Here is a 16,669-nt window from a genome sequence, read left to right as displayed (position 1 = left end):
CGGTCGCAGGCTCCCAAGCCGCCCCTATCGCCGCCCCTGAAGACCCCGATACCCCTAGTCCTGCCTAGGGTAGGTACACCTCTGGCTTACCGTCATTGCCGGGCCTACAGTCGAAATATGCCCGCCAGCCAGGGGGCGCCTTCGCGCCGCAATGCGGTTCCCCTCCGTGGCTCATGCCCGCCCGGGACGCCGGGGCCGGGCTCCCGGGTGCGGACCGCCGTCGTACTGTGGGCGGCCGGCGCGCTGGTGGCCGGAGGATCTCTGACGGCGTGTGAGTACAGTTACGACGACGGCCGGGCCCGTTCTGACCCTGGCAGCTCGGCGGCGCCGGCCGTTCCGGATCCGAGTTTCACCAATGAATCCCTGGAAGACGAGCCGGTCAGCGGGGCTGAAATGGGCAGCTGGCTCCAGGAGGCACTGCCCGATACTGAACGGGAGGTCATCCACGTCAGCTCCGGCGTGCTGAATGCGGGGGAAATCCGGATGGAAAAGGCGGAAAACCTGCCGATCGGAACGTACGCGCTGGCCCTGGTCTGCAGGAGTCAGCGGCGGGTCACCTTCACTGTCCGCACCGAGGAATACACCCTGGTGGATCTGGGACTGCGATGCGGACCAACCCGGGAGAATGTCATTTACTTGTCGAGGCCGTCCGCGCTGACTTTCCATGTGGAGGCACGGTATCCGGCCAACTATGCCATCAGGCTGACCCGGCTTTGATGCCCATCAGTCCCCTTGCCCGGTCACCTTGCCCGACGTCAGGCGGCGCAGCCTTCCGGGCAGCGCAGCGTTTCCGGGCTTGAGGCACATTCGCTGCAGTACAGCGTGAGGGTGCGGCAGCTGGCGTTGGAGCAGTTCTCGAATTTGCTGGTGGGCGCCGAGCACCGAACACATTCGCCGATGGTCTTGGCTTCCTCGCTGAACTCGAGGTGCATGCGCTTGTCGAAGACGTACAGCGAGCCCTCCCACAGGCCCTGGTCCTTGAAGGTCTCCCCGTACCGGACTATGCCGCCGTCGAGCTGGTAAACCTCCCGGAAGCCCCTGTTCACCATCAGGCTGGAGAGTACTTCGCAGCGGATGCCGCCGGTGCAGTAGGTGACCACCGGCTTGTCCTTGAGGGCGTCGTATTTACCGGAGTCGAGTTCCTTGATGAAGTCGTGGGTGGTGGCCACGTCCGGGACCACGGCGTCCTTGAATCGGCCGATCTGGGCCTCGAACGCGTTGCGGCCGTCAAAGAAGACCACGTCCTCGCCGGCCTGCTTCCTGGCCTCCACCAGTTCATGTAGCTCTTCGGGCTTGAGGTGCTTTCCTCCACCCACCACGCCCTGGGCATCGACCTTCAGTTCCCCCGGTGCGCCAAAGGAGACAATCTCATCCCGGACCTTAACGCTGAGGCGGGGAAAGTCCTCCGCGCCGCCGTCGGACCATTTGACGTCGACGCCGTGGAAGCCCTTGTACTCGCGGGTGGTTTTCACGTATTGCTTGACGGCACCGATCTCGCCGCCGACGGTGGCGTTGATGCCGTCCTTGGAAATGAGAATGCGTCCGGTCAGCCCGAGCTTTTCGCAGAGGGCGCACTGCCAGAGCCGCACCGCGTCCGGATCCGGGATGGGGGTAAAGCCGTAAAAGAGCACAATTCGGTTCAAAGCCACGTATTTAAGGGTACTGGCTTGCCCGCATCACAATTGCATAAGGGGCATACATCACTGCAGCGAAACACTGTTGCTTGTGACGGGGCTGGAATAGTCTCATCACATGAGTCCGGACGCCATGGTTGGAGATATCACCCGCCTTCTTGAAGTATGGGTGGCCGGCTGGGCCGGCTGCCGCGGATACCAGACTGCCACCGAGGGCCGCTTTCCCGCTGCCCTTCGGGCTGATACCACCGGGGAGTGGGAGTATTTCGCCCACGACCCTTCCGACGACGAGTTCGCGGCCCTGGCGGCAAAGGCCACCGAAGCTCCGGCGAGGATCCTGACCATTCTGAGCAACGACCTCGCCCGTTACACCCAACTGGCCGAGAAGTACCGGCTGAACGTCACGTCCGCCTCACAGGCGATGATGATCGTGGACATGGAAACCCAGGATGCGGAAGATCCCTGGCTCGCCGACGACGACCTCTCAATCACCACTTCCGAGTCGAACGGTGTGCACCACGCAGTGGTCTGGTCCGGTGAGAGTGTTGCAGCCAGCGGCAGGGTCTATGTGGTGGGCAGGACGGCCATCTTCGACAAGATCGTCACCGAACCGGCCTTCCAACGCCGCGGTCTGGGCAGCTTCATTATGAAGGCGCTGGCGGCCCAGGCTTTCGAGCATGACGTGGAGAACGGCCTGTTGCTGGCCTCCCTGGACGGGCAGAAGCTGTATTCGCACCTGGGCTGGTCAACTGTCTGCCGGGTACTGATGCTGTCCGCTTCCGACGAGGGGTCCGATCTTTCCGTCGTCTAACCAGGACGGGCGGATGATCCACCCGGTGTGATGCTGGATCCGTGATCCGGAGCCCGTGACGTGGGGCCGATTTCTGGCCGGGTGAAAGAATGTTGGGGTGAACCCCCATGACTCCCTGATTCCCTTGCTGGGCCGCGGCCCGGATCCGGAACAGCTGCGTCATGTCCGCACGATTCCTGCCCGCCTGGCCGTACATGAGGCGTGGCCGGCCTGGGTGCATCCCGATCTGGTTGCCGCTTACAGTTCTGTGGGCATCCACGAGCCGTACCGTCACCAGATCCGGGCCGCAGACCTTGCCCATGACGGCGAGCATGTGGTCATCGCCACCGGCACGGCCTCTGGAAAATCCCTGGCGTACCAATTGCCGGCACTGGACGCCATCCACCGCTCTGAGCTCCGGGTCCTGTCCGAGCCCGGAAAAATCCACGACGACGGCGCCGTGACACTCTATCTCTCCCCCACCAAGGCTCTCGCCGCAGACCAGCTCGCGGCCATCCGCTCGCTCAAGCTGCCAACGGTCCGCGCGGAGACCTACGACGGCGATACCGACCCGGCCTCCCGCCGCTGGATCCGGGACCACGCCAACTTCATACTTGCCAACCCGGATATGCTCCACTTCGGCATCCTGCCCAACCACGCCTGGTGGGCTGGATTCTTCCGCAGGCTCAGGTACGTAATCGTGGATGAAGCCCACAGCTACCGCGGGGTGTTCGGCTCTCATATAGCCAACCTGATGCGACGGCTTCGGCGGATCTGTGCGTATTACGGTGCAGGAACGTCCTACCCGGAGCCGGTATTCATCGCGGCATCGGCCACGGCCTCGGAGCCTGCCACGTCTTTCGGGCGGCTGATCGGAGCGCCCGTACGGGCAGTCGCGGAGGACTGCTCCCCGCACGGCTCGACCACTGTGGCCTTCTGGGAGCCCAGCCTGACGGAGGTCAAGGGCGAAAATGGTGCCAGGGAGCGGCGCACGGCGGTGGCTGAAACGGCTGACCTGCTCGCCAACCTCGTCTCCTCCCGGATCCGGACCATCGCATTCATCAAGTCGCGGCGGGGAGCGGAAACCATCTCGTCGATCACCAAACGTCTTCTGGACGAGGTGGATCCAAGCCTGCCGCAGCGGGTGGCCGCCTACCGGTCCGGCTACCTGCCGGAAGAGCGGCGCGCCCTGGAACGGTCCTTGCGTTCCGGCGAGCTGTTGGGGGTCTCCAGCACCTCCGCCCTGGAGCTGGGGATTGACATCTCCGGGCTGGATGCCGTACTGGTGGCAGGCTGGCCGGGTACCAGGGCATCGCTGTTCCAGCAAATAGGCCGGGCGGGCCGGGCCGGCCAGGACGCCATCGCCGCGTTTGTGGCCAGTGATGATCCGCTGGACACCTATTTGGTGAACCATCCCGAGGCGATTTTCGATGTCTCGGTTGAGGCAACGGTGTTCGATCCCTCCAATCCTTATGTGCTCGGACCCCATCTATGCGCTGCGGCAGCCGAGCTCCCCTTGGGCGTGGCCGAACTCGGGCTGTTCGGCAGCACAGCAGAGAAACTGCTCGGACAGCTCGTGGACCAGGGCTATCTTCGCCGGCGTCCCGCTGGCTGGTTCTGGACGCATTCCCAGAGCGCTGCGGCAATGGTGAACCTGAGGGCAGACGGCGGTGGGCCGGTCAGCATTGTTGACGCCGACACCGGCTCCCTGCTGGGAACCATGGGCTCGCCCCAGACCCACTACCAGGCACACCGGGGGGCGGTATACGTCCACCAGGGCGACAGCTATGTCGTGGAGGACCTCAACGAAGATGATCACTGTGTGGTGGTCCGCCGCGCCAACCCTGACTACTACACCACCGCCCGGGACGTGACCCAGATCGAAGTGCTGGAGACGCAGCGGACGGTCCAGTGGGGCGATGTTGCGGTCCACTTCGGCGACGTAAAAGTGACAACGCAGGTGATTTCCTTCCAGCGCAAGGCGCTGATTTCGAATGAGATCCTGGGCGAGGAGCCGCTGGAGCTGGGAGCCAGGGAACTTTTCACTAAAGCCGTCTGGTTTGTCGTGGAAAACCGTTCCCTGACCGGCGCCGGGCTCATCGAGGCTCAGTTCCCGGGAGCTCTGCATGCCGCTGAACACGCGGCGATCGGCCTGTTACCGCTGGTGGCGTCAAGCGACCGCTGGGACATCGGCGGAGTATCCACGGCCATCCATGCCGATACCGGGGTGCCCACCATTTTTGTGTATGACGGGCACCCTGGCGGAGCGGGCTTCGCCGAGCGAGGCTTCGATAAGGCCAAGGTGTGGCTTTCCGCGACGCGGGACGCCATCGAAGCCTGCGAATGCGAATCCGGCTGCCCGTCCTGTGTGCAGTCCCCCAAATGCGGCAACAAGAACAATCCGCTGGACAAGGCGGCCGCGGTCACCCTGCTCGATGTCCTGCTCAAGGACGCTGTCGAGGGGCCTCCAAGCGAGGCTGATCCAAGCTAGGGCGGTGGCCCGGCACGCGCTTGGCCCCTGGCAGCACCGAGCACGGTCCGGGACAGGAGCTCGGTCCGGACTTCGATAGTCTGGCCTGCTCCCTCGGTACAGCCAGTGAGCGTGGCCGCATGGCGGCCGGCCACCTCCGCGGCCACAGCGCAGGGTTCGCCGGAGGTAAGTCCGCGCAGGGCATCGGCAGCGGCAAGAGCCGCGAGATCCGCTGCTGAGGCCGCCCTGCTGGCCATCACTGCGGACTGCGCCAGCATAAGCATCAGCGCCATCGCCAGGATCAGCACCATGGCGAGTCCTGCCGCGAGGACGGTACCCGAGCCCCGCTCCGAGTGATCCCGGCCCCGGCCCGTCATCCCGCCGCCCCGGGTAGGGAAGTGGGGCGACCTGGCAGTGGCAAGGCAACTGCTGTCTCGGTTCGGGTAGAAGACCGGGCGCTCAGCGTCCAGGGGATAGCTGCTCCCAGCGGGCCGCCCGTGCGGTCGGACACGGTAACGCTAAGCCATTCGCCGTCGGCCACTACAGCCGAAGTGGCAGAAGCTCCGGCCAGCGTCCTGACAATCCCCTCCACTGTGCCCGCCTCCTCTCCGCGCGCCAAAGCCCTGGCGCCTGCCCTAGCCGCCTCTTCCAACCGGAGCTGCGTGACTCCCGCTGCAGCGCCACCCAGCAGTAACGCCAGGAGCAGGAGGACCGCCGGCAGTGCAACCGCGAACTCCGCCGTCACGGCCCCGCGGGCGCTTCCCGGCGCGTGGTGCAGGCAGCCACGGTTACTTTTAGCACGGTGCCTGCAGCCGCGGTCCCCGCAGTCGCCGTCCATGCGGCCATGGTCGCTGCAGGGGGCGCCTACTCCTGCTGCAGGTTCCTCCCACGGGCGGAGGAACCTGCAGGAGAAGACCGGTGCAGCGTTCACGGCAAGGCCAGCGCCGTGCGGATGAGATTCAGCAGGAAGCCACGTACTTCGTCGCTGCGCAGGATGAAAACGAGCAGCCCGGCAAATCCCACAGCCGCCAGGGTGGCTATGGCGTATTCAGCGGTGGCCATTCCGGCCTCCCTGCCCCTGGTCCGCATCCTGCGACGGAGCCGCCTGCTGCTGGCACCGGGGTAGATCTCAACCACGTTACCGCGACCTCCGGCCTCCTTCGTTTGGGCCGGGGTGGGCCGTTCCTCGGCCTCGGGCATACGACGGGAGTCCGGCGCGGCGCTCAGGTTGTTAGGGTTGCTCGTCATGATGTGTTCCTTTCTGTCGTCCGGCCTGTTGCCGGCTGCTTCGACTCTTCCCGCCGCCGCACGAGGCGGTAAGCGCTGACGTGTCCTAAGTGGAAAAAGCGGAGCTGAACCGGGCTGTGGAGGAGCGGTCAGGTCAACTGGCCGCCAGAGCTGGGACGGCTCTCGGTGCTCCTGGTCCGGGCGGGCGCAGAGGGCCGTGAGCAGGCACTGGGCCCGCCCCCCGGCGAGGCCATTCCGATGACAGATGAATTGGATGGCTGCAGGACTAAAGGCGCCGCGCGCGCTGAAGGGAGCCAGCCTTGGAGGCGTTCAGGTTCCGGAGGGGACCAGTGCAAGAAGCACAGGGACCACACCCAGGCAGATGAAGGCAGGAAGCGAACACAGCCCGAGGGGAATGACCAGCTTCACCCCAAGTGAGGCTGCCCGTTTCTCAGCTGCCCGGAACCTCTCGCGGCGGAGCCTGGCGGCCTGGGCATAAAGAATGGCTGAGGACGGGGCACCGGTCATGGCGGCGAAACCGAGCGCGTCCCTCAATTCCAGGATCTCCGGCAGGCGTACTTCAGAGCTTCGCCAGGCCGTCTCCCAATCGGCGCCGATGGCTAGCGCCGACACGACAGGACGAAGGGACTTGCCGTAATCGCTTGACGCTGCGGCTGCCACGAGCTCCAGGGACCGGCCGATGCCGGACCCGGCATCGAGCATCGCGGCCACGAGTTCCAGCATCATGGCGCTGTCACGCAGCCCGTGAACGCCCCCTCCGGAGCGGCGTGCTGGCAGTGAATAGGGGCGCTCGGCGTGCTGCTGGTCGGCCTCGGACCGGCCGAATGCCTGCCTGGTCTGCAGATTACGCAGCCGCTTCCGCACCTGGCCATGATCCGCCAGGAACAGGTAAGACGCGCCGGCCAGCAAGGCCATGAGGACCAGCCCGGGCAGGAAGGCGTCCGTCATGTCACGCCCGCGCCGGTGGCAGCACTGACCAAACGGCAGGACCAGATCCGCCCCGCAGCGGTCAGGACTGCACCCGCGCCCATCGCGGCCAACCCGAGCGGCGTTCCTAACAGAACAGCCAGCGGATCCACGCCCAGGGCAATCCCCAAGCCAAGGCCCATCAATGGAAGCCACGTCAGCAGGCGGACTGTGGCTTTCGGGCCCGCAAGGGCTGTCTGCCGCGCGGCCTCGGCGTCGTCCTCCACCTCGAGTTGGGAGGCGAACCGGGTCAGGACGTCGGCCAGCGGGCAGCCGCTGGCCTCGGCAATGTCAAAGCACGCAGCAAGTTCAAACCAGATCCGCGGCTCTTTCGCGTTGAGTCGCGGAAAAGCGTGTGGGGCTGTGATCCTGATGGCCTCGGACACGGGCGAGCCACGGAAAGCGGCAGACCGGGCTGCGCCAAGCAGGGTTGCCGAGCCGGCGCTAAGCGCCGGGCGGCCCGTTCGTCCCGGTACCGCACGCTCTGACCCCCGCGGGCGCGCCGGAATCCCCTCCAGTCCCGTCGACCCGATCTCCGGGCCGGAGATATAGACAACACACAACTCTTCCCAGAGCCTCGCCGGAGTACGGCCGCCCTTCAGCAGAGCGGCGAGCTGTTGCACCACGAGAGTCATGGAAATACTGGTGGCGCCCCGGCCCGTAGCTACCGGCAAAGCCAACCTGCGGGGAGCACCGCCGGCAGAATAATGTCCTCCGCCGCGAGGCCTGCTGTCCGGGCTGATGCGGTCCCCGCCGCTGCCGGCCGCGGCCCTGCGGAAGCGCCGCATGGTTCCGCCAGGCGGGGTCATGACCAGGAATACGGCCAGACCCAGTGCCAGGACCAGAAGAATGCTCATGCGGCGGCTCCTGACAGATCCGGGAGCCCGAGCCGGGCAACCAGCGAAGCCCACGCGGGACCGTGGCTGAGCGCGCCGCTTCTGCTCTCCAGCGCGGGAACGACGGCGAGGCCGCCGGGTCCGTCGTCCACCACGCCGATGCAGGCGATGTGACGGCCTTGCGCGGACCTCTCCACGTGGATGACGACGTCGAGGGCGCTGGACGCCTGAAGCCTTACCGCATCCGGCCCCAGACCTGCCAATGCTCCCAGCGCAGTCAGGCGCGCCGGCACCGCGGTGGCGGTGTTCGCGTGGATGGTTCCCCCTCCGCCGGTGTGGCCGGTGTTCATGGCTGTGAGGAGTTCCCGGACCTCGGCGCCGCGGCATTCGCCGACCACGAGCCTGTCGGGGCGCATGCGCAAAGCCTGACGGACCAGCTCGCCCAGATCCACTTCGCCTCCTCCCTCCAGGTTCCCGTGCCGGGATTCCAACGACACGACATGCGGGTGGACCGGGTTCAGCTCGGAGGCGTCCTCAATCAAAACCAGCCGTTCCGCGGGAGAGCACAGGCCCAGCAGCGTGGAAAGCAGCGTCGTTTTGCCGGAACCGGTGGCCCCGCTGATGAGGAAGCTCAGCCGATGCTCCACCACGCGCTCAAGCACGTCCTGGACAATTCCGCCGAACATGCCGCCGGTCCGGAGCTCGTCCATGCTGAACACGTGTTCACGCCGGATCCGGACGCTGAGCAGCGTGCCGGCGGTTGAAATCGGCGGCAGCACTGCGTGGACGCGGTAACCGCCGACGAGCCTGACGTCGACACAGGGAGCGCCGTCATCCAGCCGCCTCCCGCCCGCCGCGACAAGCCGGGACGCCAGCGCCCGCAACTGTGCTTCGCTCGCGAAAGCGATCCCGGTGCGTTCGATCCCCTGGCCCCTGTCAACCCATACAGAGTCCGGTGCGTTGACAAAGATGTCCGTGACAGACAGGTCGCGGGTCAGTTCCTGCAGGGGTCCCAGCCCGTTGAGCTCGGCACTGATCCGCTCCACGGCTGCCAGGGAGCCGGCGGTTCCCAGCAGTTTGCCGGTGGCCTGGACGGCAGCGGCCACCCGTGACGGGGTGACCGGTCCGGCGTCCGCCATCACTGATTCGCGGACAGACTCCAGCAACCCTGCATCCAGGATGCGGGGGTCCAATGCCCGTGCCTGGCGCCGGCGCATGGCCGCTGCCGGAGCAGCGGAGGGTGCAACAGGCTGCCGCGCGCTCACGGAAATTCACCAACGGGGATTTCGCCGTCGAGCAGGTCCAGCACCGACGCAGCAAAGTGCCTGACACGGCGCCGTTTCCCGAGTTCCAGGAGCCGTCCGTTCTCCGCCGCGGCGCCCACGCCACGCAATTCCGGGACCATTCCGTGGACAGGCAGACCGACAGCGTCCGCAATGAGCGCACTGTCCAGGGCTGCACCTGCCTTTCCCCTGACCAGCAGGGCAGTTTCAACAGGCGGGAGTTCCTGCGTCAGGCGGGCCGACGCCACCGCTGCCTTCAGCTGCGCCGGAACGACGACCAGGATGCGGTCGCAGTCCCAGGCGAAGGTGTGAAGCGGCTCGCTGCCCCGGCCGATATCCACGACCACCAGCTCGTAGGCACGCCTTGCCGCATCCAGCACACCGCCGGTAGTGGCAGCGTCCACCGGGGCCGGACGCTCACGGCTGCCCGGCCAGGACAGGAAGGAAAACCCGCCGGCGACGGGCAGGGAATCAGCCAGTTGGTCCGGATCAATGCTTCCGCTGGCCTGTGACAGGTCCGGCCAGCGGAGGCCTGGCGTCTCTTCGGCGGCGAGCGCCAGTTCAAGGCCTCCACCCCACGGATCCCCGTCAATCACCAGGACGCGGGCACCGAGCCCGGCGGCCGCCTGGGCGATCCAGATGGCGGCTGTGGTGGCGCCTGCCCCGCCGCAGCCGCCGGTCAGGCCAAGCACCAGACCGCCGGCTTCAGGCGAACGTGATCTGCTCAGGCATTCGGCAAGCCAGCCGGCCGCATCAGGCAGGACAGCGACCCGTTCGGCGCCGAGGGCAGCGGCCAGGTGCCAGAGACTGTCCCCTTCCCCGTTCAAACCCACCAGCACTGCGGGCGCCCGCCGCCGCGGCGGAAGTTCACGGACATCGCTTCCCACAAGGACGGCAGCCGCCGAATCCCAGTATCTGGCCGCATCAGCGACGTCTGCCACCACCCGTAATTGCCCGCCGGCGGCGGCCACGATCCGTTCCACTTCGGCTTGGAGGACGTGGAAGCCGGTGACGAGCAGAACCTCGCCGGCCACATCAGGCAACCACGCCTCGGCAATCTGGTCCGGCCCCCGCGCCAGGGACATCCCGGCGGGCAGAACCGGGGCCGCCAAAGGTCCGCGGCGAACTGCTGCAGATCCGGTGCGGGGTTCCGAAGGAGACCGTTCCAATGGGGATGGAGATTGCTGGTGCCTGCTCATGGAGCCACTCTCCCCCGGCCAAAGCCAGGACATAAGTGGCCGTCCGTCCTATGTGGACAATGTCCGGCAGGACATGGAGGAGTATGGGGAGGACGGGCCGCAGCTATCTCCGGCACAGGGCAGAATTGGTTCTATGTACCTGCTGCTCGCCGCCCACCCGCACGGCGCAGCCCTCCAGCAGGTCACCCAGTCGGGCGAACCCGATCCCGGCAACCCCGAACCCCGCCTGGTCAGCCAGGGCGAGCTGGCCGCCGTCGTCCGCCGGTTCGAGCAGCAGACAGAAGGGCCGCCGCGCTGGATCTGGCACCGTACGCAGGACTGGTACCCGGCGCTCCTTGCTGCCGGGGTGGAGCTGGACCGCTGTTATGACCTGAGCTTGTGCGGCAATATCCTGGCTTGTTCGCAGTTCACGGCAGACACGGAGTACGCACGCCACGCTGAAAAGATCACGCTGGATGATCCGCAGCAACCTCCCCGGCTGCTTCAGCCTCCTCCCCCGCCGGCCGACCAAGGGGCGCTCTTTGATGATCCGGGCCACCGCGCCGGTCCACGGCATACAGTGGCGGAATTGCGTGCCGAATATTCCGCACAGCAGGGAGCCCTCGCCTCGGTCAGCTCCGATGGAAACCGCCGGAACCGGCTGCAGCTGCTCCTTGCAGCGGAGTCCGCGGGCGCCATGATCGCGGCGGAGATGCAGCACGCGGGCGTGCCGTGGCGGGAGGATCTGCACGAGCAGATCCTGGCCGACTACCTGGGTCCGCGGCCGCCCCTGGGCCACCGCCCGGCGAAGCTCGAGGCACTCACCACGGAACTTCGCCGGCTGCTGGGCTCGCCCACGCTGAACCCTGACTCGCCGCAGGACCTGATGCGGTCCCTGCACCGGAACGGCATCGAAGTTAAAACCACCCGGCAGTGGGAACTCAAGGAATCCAGCCATCCCGCCATCGAGCCTCTCCTGGCCTACAAGAAACTTTCCCGGCTGCACACCGCCAATGGCTGGGCCTGGCTGGACGCCTGGGTCAACAACGGCCGGTTCCAGCCCGAATATGTCGTAGGCGGCGTCGTCTCCGGCCGCTGGGCCTCCCGTGGCGGCGGTGCGCTGCAGATCCCGCGCCAGATCCGTGGTGCGGTGCACGCCGATCCCGGGCACAAGCTGATCGTCGCGGACGCCTCGCAGCTGGAACCCCGTGTCCTGGTGGCGCTGGCGCAGGATTCGAAAATGGCCGAAGCTGCGAGGGACAAGGACCTGTATGCCGGCATCGCCGCGCAGGGGTTCGGCGGCGACCGCGCCAAGGCGAAAGTGGCGCTGCTTGGCGCCATCTACGGCGCGACCACGGGCGAATCCGGCCGGCTGATGCCCCAGCTGACGCGCACCTACCCGCGCGCGGTCGGCTATGTGGAGCAGGCAGCGCGCGACGGCGAAGCGGGCGGCACCGTGACCACACGGCTGGGCCGCAGCAGCCCTCCCCCATCCGAACTGTGGTTCCGGAGCCAGCAATCCACGACGGCCGAGGAGCAGCGGCGCGCCGATTCAATCGCCCGCTCCCGCGGCCGCTTCACCCGCAACTTCGTAGTCCAGGGATCGGCAGCGGACTGGGCTGCCTGCTGGCTGGCAGAACTTCGACGGCGGCTGCGCACCATGCGTACGGAAGGTTCCGTTCGGGCGGAACTGGTGTTCTTCCTGCACGATGAAGTGATGGTCCACGCTCCGGAGGCAGCCGTCGAAGACTGCATCCGGGCCATCGAGGAAGCCGCCAACGCCGCCAAGGAGCTGTTGTTCGGCCCGATTCCCGTGGAGTTCCCCGTGAGCGTCGCCGTGGTCGATTCCTACGACAGCGCCAAATAGCGGTTATCTCGCCTGCCATATTGGAACCTTGCCGCGGCGGCCACCGCAAGGGACACTGGCGACATGAGCGGTGATTCGCGGCAGCCCGGCGGCAGTTACGGTCCGGCCGGCGCCGACGTCCGGCCGGGCTCAGCACTGGCTCACTACCTGCTGGACCAGCTCGCCGCACTCGAGGTCCACCTCCCGCTCGCTGCTGCTGCGGACCCCGAGGCCGTCCACAATGCAAGGGTGGCACTGCGCCGCTTCCGCTCGGTGGCCACCTGCTACAGGCTCCTCCTGCCCCGATTCCCTGCGGACGACGTCGGACTCCTGAAAAAGCTGGCACGGGATCTGGGTGAGTCCCGCGATGCGCAGGTCCAGGCACAACGGCTGGTCCTGGCAATGGAGATAAACGGCCCGTGGCGCCGCGAAGACCTCCTCCGGGAGCTGGCCGCAGGACTGCGGTCCCATGCCGCGGACCGTGCCGCAGCCCTGAGGCTGGTGGACGTCGCCGCGCCCCTGGACCGGCTGCGCCGGAGCATCCGGTCCGCTTCCCGCGGACAGGCCGGCAGGCCGCAGGTCATTGCCGCGCTGCAGTTGCACTGGCAACGTGTGGAGGCCCTGATGGACAGGGCCGCGCGCCCGGCGGCGAGGGACGAGCATCACCTCCGCTACACAATGTCCGCAGGGGCCTCAAGAGCCTGCGGTACTCGGCGGAAGCGGTAGCAGTGCCGTTTGGGGAGCCTGCCCTGGATATCGTCCGGCCCGCCATGGCGCTGCAGCGGATCCTGGGCGAACAGCATGACTCCGTCGTGGCTTCCGCGATGCTGGCCCGGGCTGCCCAGGCCGGTGAGGCGGACCCAGCGGATGCTGCAGCTCTTGCCGGGCTGGAGTCCCGGCATGCACTGGCCGCCGAAAAGGAGTACTTCCGACTGGCCGCAGCCTGGCCGGTTCCGGCGCCGGCCGGCATCCTGGGACCTCTTGCCTCCGGACCGGATGGCCCGGAACGATAACGAGTTTCCTGGCCGGATTCCAGTCAAACGGCCACGAAAAGCCCAATTCGTCCAACGAAAGTAATGTACCCGGCAGTAGCTCGCCTCTCCCCTGCGGGCGGCGTTACAGTCAAGCACGCGACTGTAGCAGAACGGTTCAGCGGCTATTTGCAAAGAAGCATGACCAGGGGAGGTCCGGCATATGGCGGGCAGGTTCGAAATTCACCGTGTTGGCGATGAGTCCTACAGACTGCGGCTCACAGACGCGGAGGGCAATATTGTGGCGGTTTCGCCAAACTTCAAACACATCGGTGCACTCATTGAAGGAATCAACGCAGTTCGCGAGAACGCCGCCACCGCGATAGTGGTGGATCTACGGAACCAGGGGCAGGGACAACCGGCCTGAAGCTGACGGGGCCGATGTTCCGGGCAGTACTAGAGAGCCACCGCATGCAGACGGTCGTGGTCCCAGGGCACAGCCCATCCGAGCTGCTCGAAAAGACCGTCAAGTACTATCCCGGTGAAACCCCAGACAAGAACCCCGTTGACCGTGAAGGCAGGGCTGTTGAATGTCCGGCCGCCGCGGCTGACGGTGGACATCACCCGGTTGTCCGGGTCCAGTAAGTCACGGACCGGAATGCGGAAAACCTGGGCGGACTCTCCGTAGTCCACCACCCGCACCGGCGACGGCGAAGCCCACCAGGCGAGCACGGGTGTCACCAGGAAGTTGCTGCGGGCAAGTCCCAGTTCCTGCAGCGCACCCAGCACTTCCACGCCAGCGGAATCCAGCCCGGTTTCTTCCTCGGCCTCACGGAGCGCTGCATCCACCGGCGTTTCGTCCGGGTCGATGGCGCCGCCGGGGAATGCCACCTGGCCGGGGTGGGAGTCCAGGGTATGCGCGCGTTCCAGCAGCAGAACGTCCAGGTCTGCCGGCGCCAGCGGCTTGTCCGAGGACGCCGGAACGTCGTCCAGCGCACCGAAGAGCATCAGCACCGCCGCCTTCCGCGCGAGGTTCTCGTCCACGGTCAGGGCAGCCCAACGGGTGTCGGGCTGGGCAACCTGGCCGGCTTCGCTCCGGCGCACGAGGTCGATCAGGTCCTGGCGCGCGCTCACTGAGGCCTCTTCTGGGATTCCATCCGGATTTCCGCGGCCCGGTGTGTTTCGGCAAGCAGCTTTTCCAGGAGCGCCTCATTGCCCGGGGCGAGCTCGTATTTGAGGAGCTTGGCGGCCTTGACGGGATCCGTTTCGCCGAGCCCGTAGCTCGGACACAGGTTGGCAACCGGACAGGCGCCGCAGGCCGGTTTCCGCGAGTGGCACACCCTGCGCCCGTGGAAGACCACGCGGTGGGACAGCATGGTCCAGTCCCTGGGCTCAAACAGTTCCGCGACGTCAAATTCAATCTGGACCGGGTCCTCAGACAGGGTCCAGCCAAAGCGGCGTGCCAGCCGGCCGAAATGGGTGTCGACGGTGATACCGGGGATGCCGAAAGCATTGCCGAGCACCACGTTCGCCGTTTTGCGCCCCACACCCGGCAAGGTCACCAGGTCCTCGAGCCGGCCCGGCACCACGCCGTCGTACTCATCCACCAGGCGCATGGCCAGGGCAATCAGGCTCCTGGTTTTGGCCCGGAAGAATCCGGTGGGCTTGATGATAGCTTCCATATCAGCGGGGTCGGCCTCGGCCAGGCTCCGGGCATCGGGGTATCTGGCAAAAATCAACGGAGTGATCTGGTTGACGGTGACATCGGTAGTCTGCGCCGACAGTACGGTGGCCACCAGCAGCTCCAGCGGGCTCCGGAAGTCGAGCTCGGCATGCGCATACGGGTACTTCTCAGCCAAGGCCTTATTGATTCGCCGTGCCCGCCGCTTCAGTGCCAGCAGGGATTCGGACGACACTCGGGGACCGGCGACTGCACCGGCTTTGGGCGCGGCCACGTGTGCTGCTAGCCGCGTTCGATGTTGCTAAGATCGCGCAGCACGCCCACGCGTCCGTCGGTGTGCTGGACCAGGAATTCGTACCCGCGGTCCTCCAGGGCAAGCACCCAGCCGCCCGGTTCGATGACAAATGCCGGCTCTCCGGTCTGGGGGTCAAAGGCGGTCCGGTGCTGGGCCACCGCGAACCAGAAGGCCTCGTGGATCGGCGGCTCCTCCGACTCGTCGGGCCGGCTTGACGGATCCACCGTGGCTCCAATGGGTTCCTGACTCCGCACCTGCTGGTGCACAGCCGTGGCGGCGACCGGCTCGGAACCAGGAGCAGTGCCGCTTGCCGACGTCGGCAGCTCGCCGATCTGGGTCTCTTCCGGTCCGGCGGCCGGGGAGGCAGGAGGTATGGCGTCGGCCGCCCGGGTTGCCGGGGTCGGGTCACCGGCCGCGGTCCATTCGCTCGCTTCAGGTGCCGACGAGACTGGCGCGGCGGGTGAGGTGGCAGCCGCGGGCGATGTGGCAGCCGCGGGCGATGGGGCCGGGGCGGCCGGGGAGTTCGGTGTTGCTACCGCAAAAGGCCCTGTGTGCAGGACAGAGGACCCCGTGTGGGTAGCCCCCACCTTGGGACCTGCAGGGGCAGCCGGCGAGCCGGGGCGGGACGGCGCCGTAGCAGATGCCGGCTTGGGTGCCTTCGGGGTATGCGGTTTGGGCAGCGGGACAGCTGATTCCCGGGTCACTATGTGGGCCGGTGATTCGTCACGTCCCAGGAAGTCACCTGCGAAATAGGGAATGAACCGGCCCAGAACGGTGGCGGCAAAGAGCACCAGGGCGCCGACCAGCCCCACCAGCAGGCTGGGGACGTACGCGTTGGCAACAGTCAGGAAGAAGAAGGCCACGGCGAAGGAAGCCACGACGGAGGCGAACTGGTCAATGGACAGCGAACCGATCCGGATCCTGGTGGCAGGGGAAAGCCTGCGGGCGGCGAAAAGCGCGCTGACGATGACCGGCAGGACGATTCCCAGTCCGAGGAAGAACAGGCTGCCCGCGTTCCAGAGGTTGAAGCGGGGGCCGAACAGTGGCAGAAGCGAGGCGACGAACAGAATGAGTGTGGCGGCAAATACCGCCAGGTCCCGTACCGTGAACCTGCCCAGGACGGCCTGGTTTGTGGTGCCGGGTCTGGCGGCCGCCGTGCGCGGTTCACCGGATCCAGCGCCGCCACCGGATTCGGCGCCAGGACGGGCCTCTGTTCCACGGCCTAGTTTCTGCCCGAGTTTCTGGCCGAAGCTCTGCTGGTTCATTCTGTTCTCCTTAGCGTGGCGGCATCCGGGACGGTTTCGCCCCGAAACTGTGCCGTCAGGAACGGCGGGGCCGGCCGGATTCAGGTGCGTGCGCACCGGGCCGGACGGCTCCGCAGAAGGTCACAAGTCAATCTCAGCCTAGTCATCAGCATGGTCGATCACTAGCTCAGCGGCGGTGAGCCATCACAGCCGTGCCCTTCAGTGCG

The 16,669-nt window shown here is 66.6% G+C and carries 18 protein-coding genes; 7 read left to right on the top strand and 11 right to left on the bottom strand.

Annotated features, from left to right (window positions below):
• Positions 1–117 precede the first annotated feature (117 nt).
• Positions 118–717: a hypothetical protein gene (locus tag QFZ40_RS02535; RefSeq protein ID WP_306902674.1), complete on the top strand. Its 600-nt coding sequence runs from the start codon at positions 118–120 to the stop codon at positions 715–717.
• Between the two features lie 38 nt (positions 718–755).
• Here QFZ40_RS02535 and trhO read toward each other — a convergent pair whose 3' ends face one another.
• On the bottom strand, positions 756–1,649 hold the full coding sequence (gene trhO / locus QFZ40_RS02530; protein WP_306902673.1) for an oxygen-dependent tRNA uridine(34) hydroxylase TrhO: 894 nt from the start codon (positions 1,647–1,649) through the stop codon (positions 756–758).
• Positions 1,650–1,752: 103 nt separating this feature from the next.
• Here trhO and QFZ40_RS02525 point away from each other — a divergent pair, with 103 nt between their 5' ends.
• Both QFZ40_RS02525 and QFZ40_RS02520 read left to right on the top strand, forming a co-directional pair.
• The gene (locus QFZ40_RS02525) at positions 1,753–2,445 is read left to right on the top strand and encodes a GNAT family N-acetyltransferase (protein WP_306902672.1); all 693 of its coding nucleotides are present in this window, start codon (positions 1,753–1,755) and stop codon (positions 2,443–2,445) included.
• 97 nt (positions 2,446–2,542) lie between these two features.
• Entirely contained in the window at positions 2,543–4,915 is a 2,373-nt protein-coding gene (locus tag QFZ40_RS02520; RefSeq protein ID WP_306902671.1) for a DEAD/DEAH box helicase, read from the top strand.
• Here the strand turns inward: QFZ40_RS02520 and QFZ40_RS02515 are convergent.
• The 7 genes from QFZ40_RS02515 to ssd all read right to left on the bottom strand — a co-directional run bounded on the left by QFZ40_RS02515 (position 4,912) and on the right by ssd (position 10,312).
• A complete protein-coding gene (locus tag QFZ40_RS02515; RefSeq protein WP_306902670.1) occupies positions 4,912–5,271 on the bottom strand; it encodes an Rv3654c family TadE-like protein in 360 nt (119 codons plus the stop codon). The genes QFZ40_RS02520 and QFZ40_RS02515 overlap by 4 nt on opposite strands.
• Positions 5,268–5,732 carry a TadE family type IV pilus minor pilin gene (locus QFZ40_RS02510; protein WP_306902669.1) on the bottom strand — a complete coding sequence of 155 codons (465 nt, stop codon included), beginning with the start codon at positions 5,730–5,732 and terminating at the stop codon, positions 5,268–5,270. Before QFZ40_RS02510 ends, QFZ40_RS02515 begins: the two co-directional genes overlap by 4 nt.
• A gap of 89 nt (positions 5,733–5,821) precedes the next feature.
• Complete coding sequence (locus QFZ40_RS02505) at positions 5,822–6,094, bottom strand: DUF4244 domain-containing protein (RefSeq protein ID WP_306906797.1); 273 nt, start codon at positions 6,092–6,094, stop codon at positions 5,822–5,824.
• Positions 6,095–6,451: 357 nt separating this feature from the next.
• Positions 6,452–7,090: a type II secretion system F family protein gene (locus QFZ40_RS02500; RefSeq protein ID WP_306902668.1), complete on the bottom strand. Its 639-nt coding sequence runs from the start codon at positions 7,088–7,090 to the stop codon at positions 6,452–6,454.
• Positions 7,087–7,965 (bottom strand): type II secretion system F family protein, encoded by an 879-nt coding sequence (locus QFZ40_RS02495; protein ID WP_306902667.1) that lies wholly within the window; start codon positions 7,963–7,965, stop codon positions 7,087–7,089. The genes QFZ40_RS02500 and QFZ40_RS02495 overlap by 4 nt, the downstream gene beginning before the upstream one ends.
• Entirely contained in the window at positions 7,962–9,161 is a 1,200-nt protein-coding gene (locus tag QFZ40_RS02490) for a TadA family conjugal transfer-associated ATPase (RefSeq protein WP_306906796.1), read from the bottom strand. Before QFZ40_RS02490 ends, QFZ40_RS02495 begins: the two co-directional genes overlap by 4 nt.
• 44 nt (positions 9,162–9,205) lie before the next feature.
• On the bottom strand, positions 9,206–10,312 hold the full coding sequence (gene ssd / locus QFZ40_RS02485; protein ID WP_306906795.1) for a septum site-determining protein Ssd: 1,107 nt from the start codon (positions 10,310–10,312) through the stop codon (positions 9,206–9,208).
• Positions 10,313–10,559: 247 nt separating this feature from the next.
• On the opposite strand from ssd, the gene QFZ40_RS02480 reads away from it, so the two are divergent.
• From QFZ40_RS02480 to QFZ40_RS02465, 4 genes are all read left to right on the top strand, one after another.
• Positions 10,560–12,272: a bifunctional 3'-5' exonuclease/DNA polymerase gene (locus QFZ40_RS02480; RefSeq protein ID WP_306902666.1), complete on the top strand. Its 1,713-nt coding sequence runs from the start codon at positions 10,560–10,562 to the stop codon at positions 12,270–12,272.
• Positions 12,273–12,335: 63 nt separating this feature from the next.
• The gene (locus tag QFZ40_RS02475) at positions 12,336–12,977 is read left to right on the top strand and encodes a CHAD domain-containing protein (RefSeq protein WP_306902665.1); all 642 of its coding nucleotides are present in this window, start codon (positions 12,336–12,338) and stop codon (positions 12,975–12,977) included.
• Between the two features lie 2 nt (positions 12,978–12,979).
• On the top strand, positions 12,980–13,264 hold the full coding sequence (locus QFZ40_RS02470; RefSeq protein WP_373427381.1) for a hypothetical protein: 285 nt from the start codon (positions 12,980–12,982) through the stop codon (positions 13,262–13,264).
• Positions 13,265–13,445: 181 nt separating this feature from the next.
• A complete protein-coding gene (locus tag QFZ40_RS02465; RefSeq protein WP_306902664.1) occupies positions 13,446–13,649 on the top strand; it encodes a YegP family protein in 204 nt (67 codons plus the stop codon).
• A gap of 29 nt (positions 13,650–13,678) precedes the next feature.
• On the opposite strand, the gene QFZ40_RS02460 is transcribed toward QFZ40_RS02465, so the two are convergent.
• The 3 genes from QFZ40_RS02460 to QFZ40_RS02450 are packed head-to-tail and all read right to left on the bottom strand — an operon-like array spanning position 13,679 to position 16,463.
• Positions 13,679–14,356, bottom strand: coding sequence for an NUDIX hydrolase (locus tag QFZ40_RS02460; RefSeq protein WP_306902663.1), 678 nt, complete (start codon positions 14,354–14,356; stop codon positions 13,679–13,681).
• Positions 14,353–15,177, bottom strand: coding sequence for an endonuclease III (gene nth / locus QFZ40_RS02455; RefSeq protein ID WP_306902662.1), 825 nt, complete (start codon positions 15,175–15,177; stop codon positions 14,353–14,355). Before nth ends, QFZ40_RS02460 begins: the two co-directional genes overlap by 4 nt.
• Before the next feature lie 8 nt (positions 15,178–15,185).
• On the bottom strand, positions 15,186–16,463 hold the full coding sequence (locus tag QFZ40_RS02450; protein WP_306902661.1) for a hypothetical protein: 1,278 nt from the start codon (positions 16,461–16,463) through the stop codon (positions 15,186–15,188).
• Between the last annotated feature and the right edge of the window lie 206 nt (positions 16,464–16,669).

Origin of the sequence: Arthrobacter pascens (assembly GCF_030816475.1) — a bacterium.
Taxonomy (GTDB): domain Bacteria; phylum Actinomycetota; class Actinomycetes; order Actinomycetales; family Micrococcaceae; genus Arthrobacter; species Arthrobacter pascens_B.
Note: the sequence above shows the minus strand (reverse complement) of the source record. Positions and strands in the feature narration are given on the sequence as shown.

Bases quoted from the DNA above. Each gene is read 5' to 3' on its own strand.
- QFZ40_RS02535 (WP_306902674.1), top strand. From the start codon at position 118: ATGCCCGCCAGCCAGGGGGCGCCTTCGCGCCGCAATGCGGTTCCCCTC.
- QFZ40_RS02525 (WP_306902672.1), top strand. From the start codon at position 1,753: ATGAGTCCGGACGCCATGGTTGGAGATATCACCCGCCTTCTTGAAGTA.
- QFZ40_RS02515 (WP_306902670.1), bottom strand. From the start codon at position 5,271: ATGACGGGCCGGGGCCGGGATCACTCGGAGCGGGGCTCGGGTACCGTC.
- QFZ40_RS02510 (WP_306902669.1), bottom strand. From the start codon at position 5,732: ATGGACGGCGACTGCGGGGACCGCGGCTGCAGGCACCGTGCTAAAAGT.
- QFZ40_RS02505 (WP_306906797.1), bottom strand. From the start codon at position 6,094: ATGCCCGAGGCCGAGGAACGGCCCACCCCGGCCCAAACGAAGGAGGCC.
- QFZ40_RS02500 (WP_306902668.1), bottom strand. From the start codon at position 7,090: ATGACGGACGCCTTCCTGCCCGGGCTGGTCCTCATGGCCTTGCTGGCC.
- QFZ40_RS02495 (WP_306902667.1), bottom strand. From the start codon at position 7,965: ATGAGCATTCTTCTGGTCCTGGCACTGGGTCTGGCCGTATTCCTGGTC.
- QFZ40_RS02490 (WP_306906796.1), bottom strand. From the start codon at position 9,161: ATGCGCCGGCGCCAGGCACGGGCATTGGACCCCCGCATCCTGGATGCA.
- ssd (WP_306906795.1), bottom strand. From the start codon at position 10,312: ATGTCCCTGGCGCGGGGGCCGGACCAGATTGCCGAGGCGTGGTTGCCT.
- QFZ40_RS02480 (WP_306902666.1), top strand. From the start codon at position 10,560: ATGTACCTGCTGCTCGCCGCCCACCCGCACGGCGCAGCCCTCCAGCAG.
- QFZ40_RS02475 (WP_306902665.1), top strand. From the start codon at position 12,336: ATGAGCGGTGATTCGCGGCAGCCCGGCGGCAGTTACGGTCCGGCCGGC.
- QFZ40_RS02465 (WP_306902664.1), top strand. From the start codon at position 13,446: ATGGCGGGCAGGTTCGAAATTCACCGTGTTGGCGATGAGTCCTACAGA.
- QFZ40_RS02450 (WP_306902661.1), bottom strand. From the start codon at position 16,463: ATGAACCAGCAGAGCTTCGGCCAGAAACTCGGGCAGAAACTAGGCCGT.